Annotated in this window: 15 protein-coding genes; 8 read left to right on the forward strand and 7 right to left on the reverse strand. The window is 68.3% G+C overall.

What is annotated here, in order from left to right; genetic code table 11:
- Window positions 1–12: 12 nt before the first annotated feature.
- Window positions 13–546, reverse strand: coding sequence for a cytochrome C5 (locus tag ACIP5T_RS11135; protein WP_400863101.1), 534 nt, complete (start codon window positions 544–546; stop codon window positions 13–15).
- A gap of 41 nt (window positions 547–587) precedes the next feature.
- Here ACIP5T_RS11135 and ACIP5T_RS11140 point away from each other — a divergent pair, with 41 nt between their 5' ends.
- The 8 genes from ACIP5T_RS11140 (at window position 588) to ACIP5T_RS11175 (ending at window position 7,863) form a co-directional block, all read left to right on the forward strand.
- Entirely contained in the window at window positions 588–1,337 is a 750-nt protein-coding gene (locus ACIP5T_RS11140; protein ID WP_400863103.1) for an SGNH/GDSL hydrolase family protein, read from the forward strand.
- Window positions 1,338–1,940: 603 nt separating this feature from the next.
- Window positions 1,941–2,669, forward strand: a complete 729-nt coding sequence (locus ACIP5T_RS11145; protein WP_400863105.1) for a Type 1 glutamine amidotransferase-like domain-containing protein — start codon at window positions 1,941–1,943, stop codon at window positions 2,667–2,669.
- Window positions 2,666–4,021: an anaerobic C4-dicarboxylate transporter family protein gene (locus ACIP5T_RS11150; protein ID WP_400863107.1), complete on the forward strand. Its 1,356-nt coding sequence runs from the start codon at window positions 2,666–2,668 to the stop codon at window positions 4,019–4,021. The genes ACIP5T_RS11145 and ACIP5T_RS11150 overlap by 4 nt, the downstream gene beginning before the upstream one ends.
- 17 nt (window positions 4,022–4,038) lie before the next feature.
- Complete coding sequence (locus tag ACIP5T_RS11155; protein WP_400863109.1) at window positions 4,039–5,355, forward strand: threonine/serine exporter ThrE family protein; 1,317 nt, start codon at window positions 4,039–4,041, stop codon at window positions 5,353–5,355.
- Window positions 5,356–5,581: 226 nt separating this feature from the next.
- On the forward strand, window positions 5,582–5,944 hold the full coding sequence (locus ACIP5T_RS11160) for a PadR family transcriptional regulator (RefSeq protein ID WP_400863110.1): 363 nt from the start codon (window positions 5,582–5,584) through the stop codon (window positions 5,942–5,944).
- A 1-nt stretch (window position 5,945) separates the two neighbouring features.
- The gene (locus ACIP5T_RS11165) at window positions 5,946–6,317 is read left to right on the forward strand and encodes a DUF1048 domain-containing protein (protein WP_400863112.1); all 372 of its coding nucleotides are present in this window, start codon (window positions 5,946–5,948) and stop codon (window positions 6,315–6,317) included.
- Window positions 6,314–7,099 carry an ABC transporter ATP-binding protein gene (locus ACIP5T_RS11170; protein ID WP_400863114.1) on the forward strand — a complete coding sequence of 262 codons (786 nt, stop codon included), beginning with the start codon at window positions 6,314–6,316 and terminating at the stop codon, window positions 7,097–7,099. Before ACIP5T_RS11165 ends, ACIP5T_RS11170 begins: the two co-directional genes overlap by 4 nt.
- The gene (locus ACIP5T_RS11175) at window positions 7,096–7,863 is read left to right on the forward strand and encodes an ABC transporter permease (RefSeq protein ID WP_400863116.1); all 768 of its coding nucleotides are present in this window, start codon (window positions 7,096–7,098) and stop codon (window positions 7,861–7,863) included. The genes ACIP5T_RS11170 and ACIP5T_RS11175 overlap by 4 nt, the downstream gene beginning before the upstream one ends.
- A gap of 235 nt (window positions 7,864–8,098) precedes the next feature.
- Here ACIP5T_RS11175 and ACIP5T_RS11180 read toward each other — a convergent pair whose 3' ends face one another.
- The 6 genes from ACIP5T_RS11180 to ACIP5T_RS11205 form a co-directional block, all read right to left on the reverse strand.
- Window positions 8,099–9,619, reverse strand: coding sequence for a lipase maturation factor family protein (locus ACIP5T_RS11180; RefSeq protein ID WP_400863118.1), 1,521 nt, complete (start codon window positions 9,617–9,619; stop codon window positions 8,099–8,101).
- A 264-nt stretch (window positions 9,620–9,883) separates the two neighbouring features.
- On the reverse strand, window positions 9,884–12,178 hold the full coding sequence (locus ACIP5T_RS11185; protein WP_400863119.1) for a GEVED domain-containing protein: 2,295 nt from the start codon (window positions 12,176–12,178) through the stop codon (window positions 9,884–9,886).
- Between the two features lie 323 nt (window positions 12,179–12,501).
- A complete protein-coding gene (locus ACIP5T_RS11190) occupies window positions 12,502–13,431 on the reverse strand; it encodes a glycine betaine ABC transporter substrate-binding protein (RefSeq protein ID WP_400863120.1) in 930 nt (309 codons plus the stop codon).
- A gap of 80 nt (window positions 13,432–13,511) precedes the next feature.
- Entirely contained in the window at window positions 13,512–14,540 is a 1,029-nt protein-coding gene (locus ACIP5T_RS11195) for an ABC transporter permease (protein WP_400863122.1), read from the reverse strand.
- Entirely contained in the window at window positions 14,540–15,844 is a 1,305-nt protein-coding gene (locus tag ACIP5T_RS11200; protein ID WP_400863124.1) for a glycine betaine/L-proline ABC transporter ATP-binding protein, read from the reverse strand. The genes ACIP5T_RS11195 and ACIP5T_RS11200 overlap by 1 nt, the downstream gene beginning before the upstream one ends.
- Window positions 15,845–16,276: 432 nt before the next feature.
- Complete coding sequence (locus tag ACIP5T_RS11205; RefSeq protein WP_400863125.1) at window positions 16,277–17,479, reverse strand: class I SAM-dependent methyltransferase; 1,203 nt, start codon at window positions 17,477–17,479, stop codon at window positions 16,277–16,279.
- Between the last annotated feature and the right edge of the window lie 25 nt (window positions 17,480–17,504).

The following is a 17,504-nucleotide window of genomic DNA, read 5'->3' on the forward strand; positions in this document are numbered from 1 at the left end:
GGCCGGTCGGGCTCAGCGGTCGTCGCCGCTGAGCCTCTCGAGCAGGCCGTCGAGGTCGTCGAACTCGATGACCTCGGCCTCGGCGCCCTCACGATCGCGCACCTCGATGTTGGCGACCTCGAGCTCGTCGTCGAGCTGCACCAGGATCCGAGAGTCCGGGAACTGCTTCGGCGCGTCGAAGGCGATCAGCACCGCATCGGCGAACACCACGACGGAGGTGGCTTCGAGATCGTCGCGCAGGTCGATCTGCTCGAGCACCGGCTCATCGTCCACCGCCTCGTCGATGTCGTCGGCGACCTCGTCGATCACCGCACGCCACCGCGTCTCGGACACCGACAGGATGCGCGCGATCGCCGCGAGCAGAGTGTCGTCGTCGAGGGTCTCCTCGTCGTCCTCGAGCTCGGGGTCGACGTTGACGGTGACGACCGCGCCGGCGGCGTCGATGGTGGCCCGGCCGTAGACGAGGCCGTTCTCGGCGACCGGATCGTCGAGCAGTCCGCTGTCGACGATGCGGGCGAGGAGGTGGTCGAGCAGTGAGGAGGCCATGCGACCAGTCTTCCACTGACCCCGCCGCTAGGCTCGGGGACGTGCCGAACGCCGAATCCCCCGCCTCCGCCGCATCCGCCGCATCCGCCGCATCCGACCTCAGCCGCCTCGCGGCGTCCCTCGTCGGCCCGGAGCCGTTGAACTGGGTCATCACCGGAGATTCGATCACCCACGGACTCGTCCACACGCAGGGTGGCCGCAGCTATCCCGAGCATCTGCACGAACTGATCCGCGGCGAACTCGGGCGCACCCGCGACGCCGTGATCAACACGGCGATCAGCGGGCACCGCCTCACCGACATCCTCGGCGACTGGGATCGTCGCGTCGCGTCGTGGCGGCCCGACATCGTCACCCTCATGATCGGCACGAACGACATGGCGACCGGCCCAGGCCAGGTCACCGTCGCGCCTTCGGACTTCGCCGCTTCGCTGCGCGAGTTCGTCACGCGCGCACGGGCGGCGGGCGCGATCGTCGTGCTGCCGACACCGCCGTCGATCGACATCCCGAACGCGCCGGGCCGCGAGCGGATCGTCGAGTTCGCGGATGCCGTGCGCGAGGTCGCCGCCTCGGAAGACGTGATCCTCGTCGATCAGCACGCGCGGTTCACCGAGCTCGGCAACGGCGGAGTGCCGTGGGGGATGATGAACGACCCGTTCCATCCGAACGCCGCGGGTCACGCCGCCCTGGCCCTCGAACTCGCGAACACCCTCGACATCTGCCCGCAGCCTGACCGCGACCGGACGCTCCCCCTGCTCGAGGCGCGGGTGATGGCGGCGCGCCTGAACGGCTAGCGGCCCGCATCCCCCGCCCCGCCCCGGCCCGCCCCGGCCCCGGCTGCCCCCGGCCCGCGCGGCACGGCGCGGCGTCCGTCGCCGCTGCTCGCCCGCCCGGCCGCCGCCGCCACGCGGGGCCAGTTCCGCACCGCACAGCAAGGTTTCCGATGCGGAAGTGACCCCGCATCCGCTGGGAGGTGCGGAAGTGACCCCGCACCCATCGGCGGGATGCGGAAGTGACCCCGCGTCGCCGAGCCCCCATGCGGGGCCAGTTCCGCACCGCACAGCAAGGTTCCCGATGCGGAAGTGACCCCGCATCCGCTAGAAGGTGCGGAAGTGACCCCGCACCCGTCGGCGAGATGCGGAAGTGATCCCGCGTCGCCGAGCCCCCACGCGGGGCCAGTTCCGCACCGCGCAGCAAGGTTTCCGATGCGGAAGTGACCCCGCATCCGCTGGGAGGTGCGGAAGTGGCCCCGCGCGGCCGGGGGCGGAGCGCCGCGCAGCAGACGCGCATCGGCGCACTCGCCCTGACCGGGTGAGGTCGCCGCCCGACTGGCCGGGAACGCCAATACCCTGGGCGCATTCGCACACGACAGCGGGGGTGGCGGCATGTCTCATGTGGTGGCAACAGGCGCAGGCAAGGCGATGATGGAGCGTCGGAACGACCCGACGCACGACTACATCCTCGGGCTCACACGCAAGAAGAGGCCTCGAGTGCTGTTCGTCGGCACCGCCACGGGCGATGACGCGGCATACATCGTGAGCTTCTATTCGACATACGACTCCGACCGCTGCGCACCGCGTCACCTTCCCCTCTTCCACCGGTCGGTCGACGACCTCGCCGGATTCGTGAAGGGCTTCGACGTCATCCACGTCGGCGGCGGCAATACCGCGAACATGCTCGACGTGTGGAAGCGGCAGGGGCTCGACGACATCATGCGCGAGATGTGGGAGGACCCCGCGTCGAACGTCGTGTTCACCGGCGGCAGCGCCGGGGGCATCTGCTGGTTCGAGGGCGGGACCACCGACAGCTACGGGCCGACCCTGCAGGTGCTGCCCGAAGGACTCGGGTTCCTGCACGGCAGCTTCTGCCCGCACTACGACGCCGAGGATCAGCGCCGGCCGCTGTTCCACGCATCCCTGCTCAGCGGCGAGCTCGCCACCGGATACGCGGTCGGCAACCTGCAGTCGCTGCACTTCGAGAACTCCGACTTCGTCACCGCGATCAGTCCTGTCGAGAACCCGCTCGCGCTGCGCGTCGAGGCCATCGGCGGCAAGATCGTCGAGACCGAGCTCGCGACCGAGATCCTCACCGGCTCCGGCCCCATCACGAAGGGGCCGTCGACATGAACGACAACGTATGGATCCTCGTCGCCCAGCTGATCGTCGTCATCCTCGCGATCTACATGGGCACCCGCACGAGCGGGATCGGCCTCGGCGTCTGGGGGCTCGTCGGCGTCGCCGTGCTCATCTTCGTCTTCGGGGAAGCCCCGGGCAACGCCCCGGTGGATGCCGTCTTCATCGTCATCACGGTGATCACCGCCGCCTCCACCATGCAGGCCGCCGGCGGAATCGACTGGATGGTGTCGGTCGCCGCCAAGGTGATCAGGCGCAAGCCGAAGTCCGTGGTGTTCCTCGCACCCGCGATGTCGTTCCTCTTCACGGTCGGCGCCGGCACGGGAAACATCTTCTACCCGCTGCTTCCCGTGATCTACGACGTGTCGTACCAGCAGAAGATCCGCCCCGAACGGGCGCTCTCGGTCTCGGCCGTCGCGTCGCAGGTCGGCATCCTCTGCTCCCCCGTCTCGGCAGCGACCGCCTCGATGGTCGTGCTGCTCGCACCTCAGGGCGTCGATCTCGGCGGACTGCTGCTGATCATGTGGCCCGCGTCGATCGCGGGGCTCTTCGTCGCGGCGCTCGTCATGATGCGGCACGGCAAGGATCTCGAGGACGACCCCGAGTTCCAGCGCCGCCTCGAGAGCCACCAGATCCAGCCGCCGACGGTCGACGCCCACGACAGCAAGCTGCCGCGCACCGCGGTGCTGTCTGCCGCACTCTTTCTGATCGGAGTCGGTGTCATCGTGATGTTCGGCCTCTTCGAGGGCCTCCGCCCGGTGATCGGCACGGATGACGCGGGCGACCCTGTGCGCCTGAGCGTGACCGTGATCATCGAGGTGGTGATGGGCATCATCGCCGCTCTCATCTTCGTGTTCTGCAAGGTCAAGGCCGCCGACGTCCCCAAGCAGCCGACGTTCCCCGCCGGCATCGTCGGTGCGATCGCCCTGTTCGGCATCGCGTGGCTCGCCAACACGTTCGTCGCGGCGAACCAGACGCTCATCGTCGACGGACTCGGGTCGGTGGTCTCGGGATCGTCCGCGTTCCTCGGCGCGCTGCTGTTCGCCCTCGCCCTGTTCGCGGTGGCGATGCTGACGACGAGTCAATCGAGCGCGACCAACGCGATCGTCCCGATCGGCATCACGATCGGACTGCCCGCGCCGCTACTCGTCGGGCTCTGGCCGTCGACCATGGGCATCTACACGCTGCCCGCCAACGGCAGTCAGGTGGCCACCGTCGCGTTCGACCAGACCGGCACGACGAAGATGGGCAAGTTCGTCTTCGACCACTCGTTCCAGTTGCCCAACCTCGTCTACATCGGCGTCGCGATCGTCGTCGGCGTGACGCTCTCGTTCCTGTTCTCGTGACGTGAGGGCCCGCTGACATGCCGGATGCTCTCGACCGTTCGGCCCTGCGCCAGTTCCTTCTCGGACTCGCGCAGGGCATGAACGCGTCGGCCGAATCGGTCGACCGCATCCGCGACACGATGACCGAGGTCGTCGAGGCGTACGGCGGCGACGACACCGACTTCGTCGTGCTGCCGACGATCATCCTGGTCGAGACCGGCGATGACGAGGAGTCGCGGGTGGCGATCAGGTCGGCGACGAACGCGTCGTTCCGATTCGACCAGATCGCGGCGCTGTACGAGCTGATCGCGCAGGCGCGCAACGCCTCGGTGCCGCCGCTCGACGGCATCCGGCGCCTGAACGAGATCGGCGCGATGCGCCCCCGTCTCGGCTGGGTCACCCGCACGTTCGGGCATGCCGTGCTGACGACCGGACTCGCGCTGCTGCTCGCTCCGACCTGGCAGGGCGCGATCGTCGCGTTCGTGCTGGGCGCGGGCATCGGACTGCTCAAGCTCGTGCGGTCTCCCACGCTGCAGCTCGTGATGCCGATCGCCGCGGCGTTCGGCTGCGCCGCCGCCGTGTTCCTGCTCGCCGAGGTGATCGAGATCGGCGATCCCATCCGCCTGCTCATCGCCCCGCTGGTGACCTTCCTGCCCGGGGGTGTGCTGACCACGGCGACCGTCGAGCTCGCCGCAGGGCAGATGATCTCGGGAGCCTCACGTCTGGTCTACGGTTTCGTGCAGCTCGCGCTACTGGCGTTCGGCATCCTCGCCGCCGGCACGGTCGTCGGGGTCGAGTCGCGCACGTACGAGCCGCTCGAGGCGGCATCCTTTCTGCCGTGGTGGGTCGCGCTGATCGGCATCCTCGTCTTCGCTCTCGGCAACTACCTGCATTTCTCGGCGCCCGCCTCGACGTTCGGCTGGGTGCTGCTCGCTCTGATCGTCGCGTACACCGGGCAGTGGGCGGGCACAGCTCTGCTCGGACCGACCGTGGGGGGCTTCGTCGGTGCCGTCGCGATGGCGCTCGTCGTGTTCTGGATCGCCTCACTGCGCCACGGGGCTCCCGTGCAGATCACCTTCCTGCCCGCGTTCTGGCTGCTCGTGCCCGGGGCCGCCGGGCTGGTCGGACTGACCGAGGCCGTCGCCACCGACAGCGGACTCGCGGATTTCATGGAAGCCCTGCTCTCGATCATGTCGATCGCTCTCGGCGTGCTCATCGGCACCGCGCTGTATCGGGTGGTGCACCACGGAGCTGAAGAGATCGTGCAGTTCGCGGTGGCACCGCCGACGGTGGCCGCTGAGGCGCCGCGGCGGTTCTTCGACCGCCTGCTGCCCTGGCGGCGCGCTCGCGACTGAGCCGGGCTCCGTCGTCCGGCCGCCATAACTCCGGAGCTGTCTCCAGGTTCGACGGGGATCGCCCCCGAATCGCCACGCCTGCCGACTTCCTCCGGAGTTATGGCAATCGACCGTGCCCGCCTTCCGAGAAACTTCAGTATTCGGTGTTGCTAAGTACCGGTACTCAGTGTTACTTTGTACCGGTACCCAGCATCACTGAGTACCGAACCAACGAAAGGAGGCTCTCATGGGCAAGCAGATGACCGAGATGCTCAAGGGCACCTTGGAGGGCATCGTCCTGGCCCTCCTCGCCGAGCAGCCGGCCTACGGATACGAGATCACCACCCGCGTGCGTGACCACGGATTCACCGACATCGCCGAGGGCACGATCTACGCCCTGCTCGTGCGCGTCGAGCAGAAGAAGCTCGTCGACGTCGAGAAGGTGCCCAGCGAGAAGGGGCCGCCCCGCAAGGTGTACTCCCTCAACCCTGCCGGCACGCAGGAGCTCGAGGAGTTCTGGAAGACCTGGAGCTTCCTCACGCAGCGCATCGACAGCCTGCGCACCGAAGACCCGAACACGAAAATCGACACGAACATCAAGGAGAACTGACATGGCCGCCAAGTGGATCGAAGCGCTCACCGGGTCGCTCGAGCAGAAGAAGCAGTACCGCGATGCCAAGAAGCGCATCGACGCCCTCCCCGAGCCGTATCGCACGGTCGCCAACGCCCAGCACCGCTACACGATGTACTACGGGGGCATCACCGACGGCGACATCCTCGTGCAGATCTTCCTCGATCTCGCCGATCTGTGGGAGCGCGCCGCCATCGACGGCACCCCGATCGACGACATCGTCGGCGACGACGCCGTCTCGTTCGCCGAGACCTACGCCGAGGCATACGGCGGAACCCACTGGATCGACAAGGAGCGCTCCCGCCTCAACAAGGCGGTCGACGACGCGAAGAAGAAGGAGACACGATCATGACCGGCGCCGCCATCTCCGTGCGCGGCCTGGAGAAGTCCTACAAGGATCTCCACGTGCTGCGCGGCGTCGACTTCGACGTCGAGAAGGGATCGATCTTCGCCCTCCTCGGCTCGAACGGCGCAGGCAAGACCACGGTGGTGCGCATCCTCTCGACGTTGCTGAAGTCGGATGCCGGCGCGGCCGTCGTGCAGGGAGTCGACGTCTCGGCCGACCCGCTCGCGGTGCGGCGGATCATCAGCCTCACCGGTCAGTTCGCGGCCGTCGACGAGATCCTGACCGGTCGCGAGAACCTCGTGCTGGTCGCGAAGCTGCGGCACCTGCCCGATGCCGCGAAGGTGGCGGACGACCTGCTCACGAGGTTCCGCCTGACGGATGCCGGTGCACGCAAGGTCGGCACCTACTCGGGCGGCATGCGCCGTCGCCTCGACATCGCCATGAGCCTGGTCGGACACCCCGAGGTCATCTACCTCGACGAGCCGACCACGGGCCTCGACCCCGAAGCCCGCATCGAGGTGTGGAACGTCATCAAGGAGCTGGCGAACACCGGCACCACGGTGCTGCTCACCACCCAGTACCTCGACGAGGCCGAGCAGCTGGCCGATCGCATCGCGATCCTCCACGAGGGCCGGATCATCGCCAACGGCACCCTCGCAGACCTCAAGCGACTGCTGCCCGCGGCCAAGGTCGAGTACGTCGAGAAGCAGCCCACCCTCGAGGAGATCTTCCTCACTCTCGTCGGCACCACCTCGTCGACCGAACCCGGAAAGGAGAACGCCGCATGAGCACGCCCTTCGTCGCCGACACCGCGACACTCACCGGCCGCTCTATGCGGCACATCTTCCGCAGCGCCGACACCATCATCACCACGGCGGTCACCCCGATCGCGCTGATGCTGCTGTTCGTATACGTCTTCGGCGGAGCCATCAAGCTGAGCATCGGCGCCGAGAACTACGTGAACTACCTGCTCCCGGGCATCCTGCTGATCGCCGTGGCATCCGGCATCGCCTACACGGCGTACCGCCTGTTCAACGACCTGCAGAGCGGGATCTTCGAGCGCTTCCACTCCATGCCGATCGCACGATCGAGTGTGCTGTGGGCGCACGTGCTCACCTCGATGGTCTCGAACGCCATCACGTTGGCGATCATCTTCGCCGTCGGGTTCGTGATGGGATTCCGCACCGGGGCAGGCCCTCTGGCATGGCTCGCCGTGATCGGCATCCTGCTGCTGTTCACCCTGGCACTGACGTGGCTGGCGATCATCGCAGGTCTCAGCGCCAAGACGCTCGACGGCGCCACCGCGTTCTCGTACCCGCTGATCTTCCTGCCGTTCATCAGCTCGGCATTCGTGCCGACCGAGACCATGCCTGGCCCGGTGCGGTGGTTCGCCGAGAATCAGCCGGTCACGTCGATCGTCGACACCATGCAGGCGCTGTTCGCCGAGAAGCCGGTCGGCACGGACATCTGGGTCGCCCTCGCCTGGTGCGTCGGCATCCTGATCGTCGCGTACGTGTTCGCGATCATCGCGTACCGCAAGAAGGTCAGTTGACCGTCTGCAGTGAGACGGAACGCTCCGTCCGGGCCCCGCGCCCGGCCGGGGCGTTTCGCCGCGCTCGGCGTCGGCTGGCCCGGCTTCGACTTGTGTACGGCTCCTGACTTCGACACTGCGCCTCGGGAGGAGGACTGCGCGTGGGGAGGAGGATCCTGCCCTGAGGCTCCTCCCGAAGGGCGGTTCTCCTCCCTAACCGGGTGGGGTGGTCCACCTCTTACCCGGCGCGCGCGACCTACCGAAGCCCGAGCGGACCGAGCACCACGGCCTGCCGGGTGCGCACCCAGACTCCCGCGCCGTCGCGCCGTTCGGCACGGGTCGCGAAGCGGTAGCGGTAAGACACGGCACGCACCCACCGCGGCGGTTCGCCGTCGAACGGGTCGCCCCGCAGCAGCGCCAGCGTCGGAGCATCCGCCTCGAGCAGTCGCAGCAGGAACACCGTGAACCAGTCGTCGAGAGAGCGCCCGAGCGGCAGGAACCACATCAGCCAGTCGAGTCGCAGGTGATACGGCGCGAACTGCCGAGGGATGCGGCGCACGTCGCCCGGCTTGCCCTTGAACTCGTACTCGCGCCACAGCAGAGCATCGTCATCGAGCGACCCCTCGACGACGATCTCGACCCGTTGCTTCGTGACCGTGCCGAAGGCCCCGTAGGCGTTGGCGAGCTGCCAGCGGTTGAAGCTCGCATTCATCAGCTGGCGTCGCGCGAACAGGTTGCGCAGTGCGGGCCAGCTCAGCGCCACGACGAGCAGACCGACGGCCGTGGTGATCACGAACCAGTACAGCGGGATGCCGGGCCAGAGGGATGCTGCGACATCCGTCTGGCTGCCATCTGCCGCCTCGCCACCGGGCGCTCCGGCCCCCGAGCCCCCGCCACTCGAGCCCCCGACGCCCGGAATCCCGATCGCCGAGAACGCGATGACGATCGTCACCCAGTTCAGCCAGGCGAAGTTGCCCGTGGCGACCAGCCACATCTGAGTCGCGATCATGATCGCCGCAGCCACCGTTCCCACAAGCTGTGGCGCCGGCCCGGGGATCCACACCGACAGGATCGGCGCGAACACGACGAACGGCACCACGAGCTGCGCGAAGTGGTTGCCGACCACCTCACCGCGGTGGAACCACCGCGGCAGCAGATGCGCCTGACGACTGAAGGGACCCGGCATCGGCTGCGTCTCGTGGTGGAACATCAGGGCCGTGAGGTCGCGCCATTCCTGCCCGCCGCGGATCTTGATCATCCCGGCGCCGAACTCGACCCGGAACAGCAGCCACCAGAACAGCACGATCACGACGGTCGGCGGCGGCTGCTCGTTCGAACCGAGGAACGCGGCCAGGAACCCCGCCTCGAGCAGCAGCATCTCCCAGCCGAACGAATAGAACGTCTGACCGATGCTCACCACCGACATGTACCCGAGCCAGAGCGCGAGGAAGCACAGCATCGGCACCCACGGCGGACCCCACTGCGGGATGCCGAACACGAGCAGCACCGACACGGCGATACCCGCCCCGCACAGAATCGCGAGGCGCTGATCGGAGTAACGGATGCGGGTGAAGAGCGTCGGATGCAGCATCCGCCGTCGCGCGCTCTGCTCGCCTATCCAGTCGAGCAGCACGGGCGCCGGCAGCAGCCCGTGCTCGCCGAGGAGCGCCCGGAACTGATTCAGGGTCGAGATGAACGCAACGAGGTACAGCGCCGCGATGCCCCGCTGGAGGACCTCGCGGGCGAACCCGAAGTCGACCGCCGCGAACCCGTCCACGGGCACAGGCTACGCCCGGGACCGCGCCACGCAGAGGGGGGTTGCGGGAGAGGCACCCTGCACGTGTCGACTCGCTGCGCGCCCTCGACGCTTGTCGGCGAGACCCCGAAGACCGCGATGGGCGGCGAACACCCCGATGGGCGGAGGATCTGCGGGTGACCCTCCGCCCATCGGGGAGAACTCCTCCCGACAGGGCGACGCAGCCCGCAGACCTCAGCCCGCAGACCTCAGCCCGCAGACCTCAGCCCGCAGACCTCAGCCCGCTCAGCCGACCGTGCCGAGCGCCTCGGCGCGGCGGCCTCGCCGTGCACGACGGATCTCGAGCCCGACCATGCCAGCGAGAGCGAGTCCGATCAGCAGACCACCGGCGAGGGTGAAGCCCTGGGAACCGGTTCCTCCGGCGGCCGGCAGCTCGAAGGCGGGCACGTCGCGCACCGACACCGTGCTCCCTTCGAGGGTGACCTGCGGGCTCGACTGCCCGTCGGCGATCGACAGCGCACCGGCCGCCGACACGACGATCTTCACCGGATCCGCGAGGAGCGAGAACCCTTCCGGCGCCTTCGTCTCCTCCAGCCAGTAGGTGCCCGGGCGCAGACCGGCGGCGGTGAACACCCCCACCTCGGCCCCTGCGATCAGCCCCGGGGTCACCGGAGCGCCCGGGCTTCCCGCCGCGTCGGCGAGCAGGCGGAAGCCCGATCCGTCCATCCGCACCCAGTCCCCGTTGACGTCTTCGCCGAGCTTCTCGACGATGATCGAGGCCAGCACCTCGCGCGTGGTCGCGTGAGCAGGGTCGGTGTCGGTGATGCGCACCCCTCCCGATGCCGGCTGGCCTGAGGCGGTCGCCGTGTTCTTGTGCAGCACGCCGCCGGCCGTCGGCGCGGGCATGGTCGCGGTGAACACCGCCGTCTCGCCAGGGTCGAGAGTGCCGTCCCACGCGCCGACGGGGAGGATCGACGCCGCCGCGATGACATCATCCGCGAGCTGCACAGCGGTCAGCACGATATTTCCGGTGTTCTTCACGCGGAACTCGAAGGTGAGCGCCGACCCGGCATCGACGGCGACGCCCGGAGCCGTGTTCGCGTCGTCGCCGTTCACGAGCTTGACGACCTCGATGGCGGGTGCCGCCGCGGCGAGGTTCAGGATGTAGTCCTCGACCTCGCCCGACTGGGAGATGCCCCGAGGGTCGGCGACCTCCGACGCGGTGAAGGAGGTGCGCAGACGCAGGTAGGTGTCTCCGACGACGGCGGTTCCAGGCACGGTCCACGCGAGGTTCACCGAGGTCGCACCGGCGAGGAAGGCCGCCTGCACCCGCTCGGTCGCATCGAACGCGCCGTTCTTGTTGAAGTCGATCCACCCTGCGACTGTTCCCGCAGACGTGGTGCCCGACAGCGGGATCGGCAACGAGTACGCGGTGCCGCGGATCGCGCGCGGGGCACGGATGCCGTCGCCGATCGCGTCATCCGTGTCGAGCGATGCGGTCGCGCTGGCGTTCGGCGAGAGCGTCGGCTTGGCCGTCGCGTCGGCATCCGAGGTGATTCCCGCACCCATGCGCAGAGGACCCTGCACGTGAACGGCGGCCTGGGCGGCGTCGTAGCTGCTCGGGGCGTCGCCCATGTCCTCGTGAAGACGGATGGACAGCCGGAAGAGATCGGCGAGTCTCGTCCCGAGGTCGGCGACGTTGTATCCGCTGGCCCACCCGTCGGTGACCGGAGCCCGCTGGATGTGCGTGCCGAGGCTCAGCGTGACCGTCTGGAAGGTGCCCTTCAGCGCGACCGAGCCGCACCCGGCGAGCGATGTGCTGGTCATGGTGCGGCCGCCCAGCTCGGCGGCGTCGGGAAGAATCGTGTCGCATCGCGAGCTGCTCGTCTTGACGACCGTGGTGAGGGTCGTCGGGGTGGTCTGGAAGTTCTGCGCGCCCGCGAACTGCGAGAACGTCACACCCGGGGTGACGATGCCGAGCTGCATGACGATCCATCCGGCAGCCGTGCGGTCTCCTTCGGCGTTCGTCCTGACGGTGAGGCCGTTGCCGGTGATGATGTTGCAGAAGGTCTCGCTCGAGTTCCGCCTCTCCGAGCACTGCGCGTAGCCGCCGAGCCCCGAGATGTCGAGGATCGGATCGGTGACGGGGCGATTGAAGGCGACGGTGAGCGTGCCGTTGCCCGGGCAGTATCCCGTGTAGTCGAGGTTGCCGCACATGCCGGCGTAGGCCTCGAGTCCGACGGTCGGGGTGTTCGCCGGATCGAGGCCGGGAGCGAACATCGCCGGCGTCGCACCGTAACCGGAGTGCGGGGTCGTGGTCAGGAACTGCACACCCGCGGTTCCATACTGCGTGGTCGAGGGGTTGAGGGTCAGCGTCGCCGTGACTCCGCCCCGGTAGTTCATGGTCGCGGAGGTCGCGGTGCGGGTCGTGCTCACCGCATCCTCGATCGCCTCTGCCGGGTCCTGCGTCATCGGGAGTCCTCCTGCCAGCAGGATCACGCCGATCAGCGCCACGCCGAGGAGCGTTCGGAGGCGGCGTCGCCGCGGTACGGGGGCGGATGCCGGTGCTGGTGCAGTCATCAGGTCCTCAATCACAGGGGACATCTCCGCGGGAGATCCCGATCCGTCCGACGGACCGGTGGGCGCAGCTTTCAGCCCCGGCGAAGCATGTCTGGAGTGTCGTCGATCTTTCGACGGCACTCACAAGACGGGGGTTCCGACTGTTCGTGACGGGTGGATCGAGGCGCTGTTTCGGTACATCAATACCCCGGATGACGGCTGTCCGTCTGATCGCCCCATCGGGCGGAGAACACAGCGATGGGCGGAGGATCCGTGACAGATCCTCCGCCCATCGGGGTGGAGTCCGCCCGACGCAGGGGCGGAATCAGTTCAGCGCTGCGAGGTCAGCTGACGACCCAGTCGAAGTCGTCGCCGTGCTCCTCGAGCCATGCGTCGACAGCATCCGCTTCCTTGCCCTCGCCGTACTCGTTCACGACGAGGTCTTCGAGCGAGCCGTACTGCTCGTCGTCGAGCTTGATCTGCTCGATCAGCTCAGCGGCCTCGGGGAACTCCTCGGCGAAGCCCTTCGTGCCCAGGAAGTGCAGAGCCTCGGACTCGCCCATGGCGCCCTTGGGGTCTTCGAGGTCCTTCAGCGGGAAGGCGTCGTTGGCCCAGAACGGACGCCACAGCGTCACGACGATGTCCTCCTGCTTGTCGGTCGCGGACTTCAGCTCGGTGAGCATCGCCGCCGTCGACGAGGTGACGAGCTCGTACTCGCTGTCGAGGCCGTACTCGGGCATCATCTTCTGGGTCTGCGCGGTGAGACCGGCGCCCGGCTCGATGCCGAAGATCTTGCCGTCGAACTCGGCACCCTTGCCCGCGAGGTCCTCGATCGAGTTCAGCTCGGAGTACTCCGGAACCGCGATGGTCAGCTTCGCGTTGTCGTAGTACGCGCCGAGGTCTTCGATGTCGTCGCCGTAGGTGTTCATGTACTCGGCGTGCGTCAGCTCGGGCCAGGCCGACGGGTAGATGTCGACGTCGCCCTGGGCGAGACCGGTGTACAGCGGGCCCGCCTCGGTCAGCGTCTTCATCTCGACGTTGTAGCCGATCTTCTCGAGCTGGTCCTGCAGCAGGTACGCGGTGCTCAGGCCGTCGGTCCACGAGGGCAGGAACCCGAGGGTGATCGTGCCCTTGTCGCCCGAACCGGAGTCGCCTCCGCCGGTGCCGCCGCCGGTGCCTCCGCCGGTGCCGCCCATGCCGTCGCCGCTGCAGCCGGCGAGGGTCAGTGTCGCTGCGGCGCCGATGGCCGCGATCGTCAGGATCTTCTTCTTCATGTGTATCTCTCTCGTTCCGTATATATGTGCTGTGTTGCTGTGTACTGCTGTGTTGCGTGTTCTCTTGCGGGAGGGATGAGTCAGTGCACGCCGCCGCCGACGGCGGTGCGACGCGGGGAGGCCTTCAGGCGCTCGGCCTCGTCCTCGGCCTCCTTCGCGTGGACCGCCTCGGCCGACGCAGATGCAGGTGCGGATGCGGAGGACTCAGACGCTGCGGATGCCGCGGCGAGACGCTGCTGCGTGCGACGACGCGCCAGCATCCCGAGCAGCGACGAGCGGTTGCTGCCCAGGTCGCCGAGCGCTGCCGTGACGCGGTCGAGGAAGACGGCGATGAGCACGACGCCCAGACCCGCCTCGACGCCCTTGGCGATGTTGATGGTGGAGATCGCCTCGACGACGATCTTTCCGAGGCCGTCGGCGCCGGCCATACCGGCGATGACCGCCATCGACAGCGCGAGCATGATGACCTGGTTGACGCCGGCGAGGATCGTCGGCATCGCGAGCGGAAGCTGGATGCCGCGCAGGATCTGCCCCGGCTTCGCGCCGAACGCCTGACCCGCTTCGACGGTCTCGGAGTCGACACCGCGGATGCCGAGCTCGGTCAGCCGCACGCCCGGAGGAAGCGCGAAGATCACGGTCGCGACGAGTCCGGGGACGACGCCGATGCTGAAGAACACGATCGCCGGGATCAGGTAGACGAACGCGGGCATGGTCTGCATGAAGTCGAGCACGGGCTTGAGCACCGCACGCACCGTGGCGTTGCGGGCCGACCAGATGCCCAACGGCACCGCGATGAGCACCGCGATCGCCGCCGCGACGAGCACGAGGGCGAGCGTCTGCATCGCGGGGACCCACAGGCCCATGGCCACGATGAGGCCGAACGAGACGACCGTGCCGATCGCGAGCTGCCACGACCGGACGAGCCAGGCGATGAGCGCGGCGATCACGATGATGACCACGAAATGCGGGCTCAGCAGGGCGCGGGTGAGCCCGTCGACCAGGAAGCTGACGACGAACGAGATGACGTCGAGCAGACCGTCGAGGTTCGTCTTGATCCAGTCGACTCCTGTGGCGACCCAGCTGCCGAGGGGAATGCGGAAACCATCCATCAGCGCACCTCCTCTGTCGTTGCGGCGGCCGGCTGCGGGTCGGCCGTCCATCCGTCGTCGAGCACTGCGTCGATCTCGGCCTGCGGCATCGGAAGAAGCGGCAGGGTGAGCTCGCCCGTGGCTCCGGGGCCGGGGCCGAGGGCTGCGAGCAGGGTGATGCGGGGGATCACGCCGGTCAGGCGCCCCGCGGCATCCACCACCGCCAGCGGCAGCGGCGACTCCACCGACGGGATGAAGAGGTTCATGAGGACCTCGTCCTCGCTGACGCTCTGTGGAACCGGCTTGATGATCGACTCGAGCGTCGACACACCCTGACGCACGAGCTTGACGGCATCCCGGTCGGTGACGATCCCGAGCAGCTTGCGGTCGCGACCCGTGACGTACGTGGCCGACATGAACGCGTCGCGCATCTGGCGGAGCGCCGTGCGAGGCCCGGCGGTCTCGGCGACGACCGGGCGCGGGCGCTCCATGACGTTCGCGGCCGTGAGCACGCGGGCGCGGTCGACATCCTGCACGAACTGCTCGACGTAGTCGTTGGCGGGATCCATGAGGATGTCCTCAGGCGTGCCGATCTGCACGATGCGGCCGTCGCGCATCACGGCGATGCGGTCGCCGAGGAACATGGCCTCGTTGAGATCGTGGGTGATGAAGACGATCGTCTTCTGCAGCTTCTCCTGGAGTTCGAGCAGCTGCTCCTGCATCTCCCGACGGATCAGCGGGTCGAGGGCGCTGAACGCCTCGTCCATGAGCAGGATGTCGGAGTCGGCGGCGAGCGCACGGGCGATGCCCACACGCTGCTGCATGCCGCCCGACAGCTCGGAGGGGAGCTTGTCGGCCTGGCCCTCGAGTCCCACGAGCGAGAGGATCTCCTCCGCCTTCTTCAGCCGCTCGTCCTTGCCCACGCCCTTGAGCTCGAGCGGGTAGGCGACGTTCGCGGCGACCGTGCGGTGCGGCAGCAGTGCGAAGTGCTGGAACACCATCGAGATGCGGTCGCGGCGGATCTCGCGCAGACGCGACGAGGGGATGCCGGTGATGGGGTCGCCGTTCACGACGACGGATCCGTCGGTCGCGTCGTGCAGCCCGTTGAGCATGCGGATGATGGTGGATTTGCCGGAGCCCGAGAGGCCCATGATCACGAAGATCTCGCCCCGGTTCACGGTGAAACTGGCGTCGATGACGGCGGCGGTTCCTGCGTCGCCGACCTCGGATCTGCTCTCACCGGCCTTCAGTCGACGGACGGCACTGCTCGGATTCTTCCCGAACACCTTGTACAGATTGCGCGCTTCAAGAGCGATTTCGGACACGTTTCCCCTGCGGCTCGCCTTCGGGGGCTGAGCCTGCTTCGGTTACGCCCGGGTGATCCTCCCGGCCGTTTCGACATGGTGCTGTGGCGGCGCGGACGGCGGATTTCGGATCCACCGCGATAGAGCATCGACCGTACGTCCACGCCTCTTCGCAGCACAGCACATTCGAAAGAAGGACGTGATCGCGGACTGGTCTTCGGGCCGTCAGGCCCACCAACCAACGTAACGAAATGGCCGGTCAGGGGCAAATCCGCCATTTCTTCGGGCGTTCAGTTTCGGTGGCTGACCGGGGGATTGCGCGGGTTTCGGCCACGCGACGCGCCGGGGTCTGGCCCGCGTTCTCGGGCGGCCGTTCGCGCCTGCGTCGGCCCCATTCCGAGTGTGTGGCCGCGGGAAGCGCGTATGGCCGAACGAGGCGCAGGAGGAGACGGATCAGCGGCGGATGCTGCGCGTCACCGTGAACTTCGGAGTGCGCTCGAGCTGCTCGGTGGCACCCACGAGCCGGGTGAGTTCGGCGCGATATCCGAGCGAGGAGTTGTAGACGGTGAAGAGTTCGCCGCCGGGGCGGAGGATGCGGGCCGCGGCCTCGAACAGACGTGTCGCGGCCCCTGTGTGCACGCTGCTGCCGAGGTGGAACGGCGGGTTGAGGAGCACGACGTCGGCGCTGGCGTCGGCGAGCTCGGAACCGGCGTCGTCGTGCATGACGACGACGCGATCGTCGACGCCGTTCGCTGCCATGGTGGCGCGGGCCGAGGCCACCGCCGCGGCCGACCGGTCGGTGGCGATGACGCGGGAATCGGGGTGCGCGAGGGCGTACGACGCGGCGAGCGCGCCGGTTCCGCAGCCCAGATCGACGACGACCGGGGCCGGGCTCGGCTGTTCGCCGTCCACAACTCCGGAAGAACGTGCGGCATCGGGCCGATTCGGGGCCTTTTCGACCGATCCGGTTGCGTTCTTCCGAAGTTGCGGATCCCCGAGCCCGAGCACCTCGAGCAGAACCCGGGTGCCGATGTCGAGTTTCGGCCCCGCGAAGGCCCCGCCGTGCGCAACCAGCACGAGCCCGTCGTGCCGCTCGGTCACCGGGAACGGCGGCTTCTCTGGCACCGTCCTGGGGTCGGAGGCCACGACCAGGCGCGACTTCCGCTCGGCGCGCTGGGCCTGCACATGGGAGAAGCTGCGCCCGAGCACCTCGTTCTGCGCGATGGTCATGTGCTTCACTCGGCCGCCGGCGACGAGCACGGCATCCGCGGCGGCCCAGCGTGCCACGGCATCGGCGATCTCTTCGAGTTCGGCGAGCGCCTTCGGCAGCTGCACCAGCACGAGCCGCGCGCCGTCGAGCAGAGTCGCATCGAGCTCGTGGCCAGAGAAGCCGACGAGGCCGAGCTCGTCGGCGTTGCGGTCCAGCGCTCGGCGCCCGGTCGCGAGGTCCTGATGCACGCGGAGGCCGTCGAGACCGGCATCGGTCAGCGCCAGGGTGATCGCTCCGTACTCGTCGCCGATCACCGCGATCTCACGCCCCGCCACGTCGAGCGCGAGAGCGCGCTCGACGAGCAGCAGATCGGTCGCGTCGTGGGCCTGCAGGTTGTCGGCCTCGACATCGGGCCAGCGCCGCAGGCGGCTATAGGGGAAGTCCACCCCTCCAGACTAGAAGCGTCCGAGA

The sequence above is a fragment of the Microbacterium sp. NPDC088619 genome, from assembly GCF_044752825.1.
GTDB lineage: Bacteria > Actinomycetota > Actinomycetes > Actinomycetales > Microbacteriaceae > Microbacterium.